We start from the raw sequence: 4,519 nt of genomic DNA on the forward strand, positions 1-4,519 counted from the left end.
GGTTCGTCAGCACATACGTCCACGTCACCACATCCCCGGCCCGACCCGTCGCCCCCGCAGCCAGCACACCACGATCCGACACCGACACCACCGGAGCAGCCGCCTCCGTCGCCACCACACTCTCCGGCGACACCGCCGAGATCGGTCCCGACCGCGCCGGCACACCCGACGCCGACGCCGTGTTCACCACACGACCCGCATCCACATCCGCCTGCGTGATCACATACTCACCCACAGCCGTCGCCGTCTGCCCCGGAGCGATCACACCCGGCGCACCCGCCACCGGCCACACCACATCCGACACCACCACACCCGGCACCGCATCCGAGAGCACCACACCCGACACCGTCACATTGCCGGTATTCGACACCCCGAACTCATACGACACCACATCACCCACACCACCCGACCCCGCAGCGACACCCGACTTCGACACCACCAGACCCGGCGCCGGCAACACCGTATTCACCCGCACCGTATTCGTATCCGCCGACACCCGCACCCCACCCGGAGCCGTCGCCGCCACCGACGCCGTATTCTCCACGAACCCGGCATCCACATCCGCCTGCTTCAGGTCATAGAACCCCCGACCCACCGCCTGCTCCCCCACACCCACACGACCAGGCCGCAACGGATCCGGCCACACGATCGACACGCCATACAGATCCTCCATCGGATCCACCAGCACACCACCCGTGACCGTCACATTCCCCGTATTCGTCACCACCACCTCATACTCGATCGTGTCCCCCACCACACCGATATCACCCACCGCCAACACCCCCGACTTCACCGCAGACAACGCGGGAGTGCGCGGGACGAGGACGGTCGCGGTGTCGGATGCGGCGATCCGGGAGCCATCGGGTGCGGTCGCGGCCGCCTGCACCGCGTTGGCCACCGAGCCCGCGTCGATGTCCGCCTGCGTGAGCACCAGCGTCGCCGTCCCGCGCGCCTCGGCTCCCACGGGCAGCACCCCGGCTCCGGCCGGGCTGCCATCGGGCCAGGTCATCCGGATCTCGCTCAGTCCAGGAAGCTCGTCGGTGAGGGTGACGTCGCGCACCGTCTGGGTGCCGGTGTTGGAGACCGTGAACGCGAACTGCACCACGTCACCGACCTGTCCGGTGGAGCCCGCCGCCAGCGCGCCCGTCTTGTCGATGGAGATGCGCGGCGCCCCCACGGCGGTCGCGGTGCGGATCTCGTCGGACAGGTCGGAGACCGACGCACCACCGGGCGTCGTGCCTGCGGCGGTCGCGACGTTCACGACCTCGCCCGCGTCCACATCCGCCTGCGTGATCGCGTAGCTCGCGGACGCCGTCGCGACCTCGCCCGGCGCCAGTACACCGGCCGTCTCCGGCCAGCGGACGACGGGGGTGGAGAGCCCGGCGAGCGGGTCGGCGAGCGTGATCCCGCGCACGGTCACGTTTCCGGTGTTCTCGATCGAGAACGAGTAGTCGACGATGTCGCCGACGGCGCCGTCACCGCGCACGACCGCGCTCTTCGACGTCAGCAGCGCCGGGGCCGCGGCGGCCACCCCGGTGGTCTCCGGCGGCGTGGTCGCCGTGATGGTGTCGCCGACCGGGGGCTTGCCGCTCGCGGTCGCGACGTTCGTGACCGCGCCGCGATCGACGTCCGCCTGCGTGACGGTGTACTCGGCCTCGGCGTCGACCGTCTCGCCCGGGAGGAGGATGCCCGCATCGCCCGGCCACGCGAAGACGGGAGCCGAGACGCCCGGGAGCGCGTCCACGAGGTCGACGAGGGTCAGCGTGACATTGCCCGTGTTCGTGATCCCGAACGTGTAGTCGATGCGGTCCCCCACGTCGCCGTCGCCGACGACGAGGCCCGACTTGGTCGCGGAGAGTCCCGGTCGTGCCGCGATCTGCACGGACGCCGTGGCCGAGCCGGACACATCCGCTCCTCGCGGCGGCGCCCCTGCGCCGTCGACGGTGCTGGCGACGGATCCGCGATCGACGTCGGCCTGCGAGAGCTCGTAGGTCGAGACGGCGGTGACGACCTGGCCGGGAAGCAGCACGCCGGGGTGCGTCGGGTCGGGCCAGGCGTACGCGGGCGGGGTCGCCCCGGCGAGGCGGTCCGACAGAGAGACCCCGGTCAGCGTCACGTTGCTCGTGTTCTGCAGCCGGTACGACCAGGTGACGACGTCTCCGGCCACGCCGGTCGCGTCGGGCGCGAGGGCGCCGTATTCGGCGACGGCGATCGAGGCGCGGATCCCCTGCGTGTCGACCGTCTCGATGCCCGGCGCGCTCGTGACGACTCCCCCGCGCGAGCTGCCTGCGGCGGTCGCGGCGTTCGCGATCGATCCGGCGTCGACATCCGTCTGCGTGATCGTGTAGGCGGCGGTGGCCGTGGCGCTCTGACCCGGCGCCAGCACGCCCGAGGCCGACGGCCAGGTGAACTGCGGGACGGAGAGACCCGGCATCGGATCGGTGAGGGCGATGGCGCTCACCGTGACGTTGCCGGTGTTCGTGACGCGGAAGGTGTAGTCGACGACGCTGCCCACACGACCGTCCCCGCCGACGATGCCGTCCTTCTGCACCGTGAGCGCCGCCGCGGGCAGCACCGTGTTGATGACGACCGGGTTCGAGTCGGCGACCACGAGGGTGCCCTGCTCCGTGCGCGCCTCGACGCCGGCGATGTTCCGGATGAAGCCGCGATCGACGTCGGCCTGGGTGATCGTGTATCTCGCGGTTCCGACCACCGTGTCGCCCACGAGCAGCTCGCCCTCGGGTCCCGGCCAGGCGATGTCCGGCAACGACAGACCCGCGAGTCGATCGATGAGGCGCCCGTCCTGCACGGTCACGTTGCCGGTGTTGGTGACGACGAGTCGATACTCGATCACGTCGCCGACCCCGCCGATCCCCCCGTCGAGGATCCGGCCGCTCTTCACCGTCGTCAGCTCGGCATCCTCGGCGACGAGCACCTCCGCCTCGGCAGTGCGCTCGACCGCGGAGCCGTCGGGAGCAGTCGCCGTCAGGACGACGGTGTTGTCGACCTCGCCGCGGTCGACGTCGGCCTGCGTGAGCTCGTACTCGGCGGTCGCGTCGGCGACGGCTCCCGGCGCGAGCACTCCCTCCGCACCCGGCCAGGTCACGGAGACGGACGAGAGTCCGGGGAGCGCGTCATCGAGCGCCACGTCGGACAGGGTGACGTTCCCGGTGTTCGCCACCCGGAACGTGTAGAGGACGGCGTCACCGGCACGACCGGTGCTCCCCGCCTCGAGCGCCCCCGACTTCGAGACGGTCGCATCGGGAGCGGCGCCGACGGTCGGGACCACGACCCGATCCGACGGGTCGCTGACGACCGCTCCGGACGGATCGGTCCCCGAACCGGTCGCGACGTTGTCCACCGACCCCCGGTCCACGTCGGCCTGGGTGATCACGTAGCGGGCCGTGCCGACGAGCACCTGTTCGGGAGCGAGGACGCCCTCGGCGCCGGGCCAGACGACGGCGATGTCGGACAGGTCGTCGAGCTCGTCGACGATGCCGACGTCGTCGAGGGTGACGTTGCCGGCGTTCCGCACGGCGACCGTGTACTCGATCACATCGCCCACAGCGCCGGTGCCGCCCGTCGCGAGTCGCGCCGTCTTGGTCGTGACCACCGCGGGAGCGGGGTCGTCGAGCGTCGTCGTGATCTCCGCGGAGGTCGCGGACACGGTCGCCCCACCGGGCGCGGATGCCGAAGCCGAGGCGGTGTTGCGGACCACGCCGGCGTCCACGTCGGCCTGACGGATCACGTAGGTCGCCGTCGCGGTGGCGACCTCCCCCGGCGCGAGCACCCGGTCGACGGTCGGCCAGGCGATCGTCGGCGTGCTGAGCCCGGCGAGGCTGTCCGAGAGCACGACTCCCGAGAGCGTCACGGTGCCGCGGTTCTCGAGCGTGAACGAATAGGTGATCGTGTCGCCGGCCGCACCGCCCGCGGGGGTGTCGTCCTTCGTCACGACCAGCGAGGGCGACGGGTCGATCTCGAGAGTCGACGGTGTCGTCGCCGTCACCGGCGCGCCGCCGGTCGACGGGGTTCCTGTTCCGGTGACGAGGCTGGTGACGCTGCCGGCATCGACGTCGGCCTGGGTCAGCACGTACGTCGCGGTCGCCGTCACGGACTGCCCCGGAACCAGCACACCCGCCTCACCCTGCCACACATACGCGGGAGTCGACGCCCCGGCAAGAGCATCCGAGAGGGCGGCGCCGGTCAGGGTCACATTGCCCCGGTTCGTCAGCACATACGTCCACGTCACCACATCCCCGGCCCGACCCGTCGCCCCCGCAGCCAGCACACCACGATCCGACACCGACACCACCGGAGCAGCCGCCTCCGTCGCCACCACACTCTCCGGCGACACCGCCGAGATCGGTCCCGACCGCGCCGGCACACCCGACGCCGACGCCGTGTTCACCACACGACCCGCATCCACATCCGCCTGCGTGATCACATACTCACCCACAGCCGTCGCCGTCTGCCCCGGAGCGATCACACCCGGCGCACCCGCCACCGGCCACACCACATC

Annotated in this window: 1 protein-coding gene; it reads right to left on the minus strand. The window is 71.3% G+C overall.

Annotation, left to right across the window (positions count from 1 at the left end; genetic code table 11):
* Positions 1–4,519 (minus strand): DUF7507 domain-containing protein (locus A4X16_RS13910; protein WP_442922916.1); only part of this gene is annotated, 4,519 nt, incomplete at both ends.

Source organism: Microbacterium sp. H83 (assembly GCF_001650405.1).
Lineage (GTDB): Bacteria > Actinomycetota > Actinomycetes > Actinomycetales > Microbacteriaceae > Microbacterium.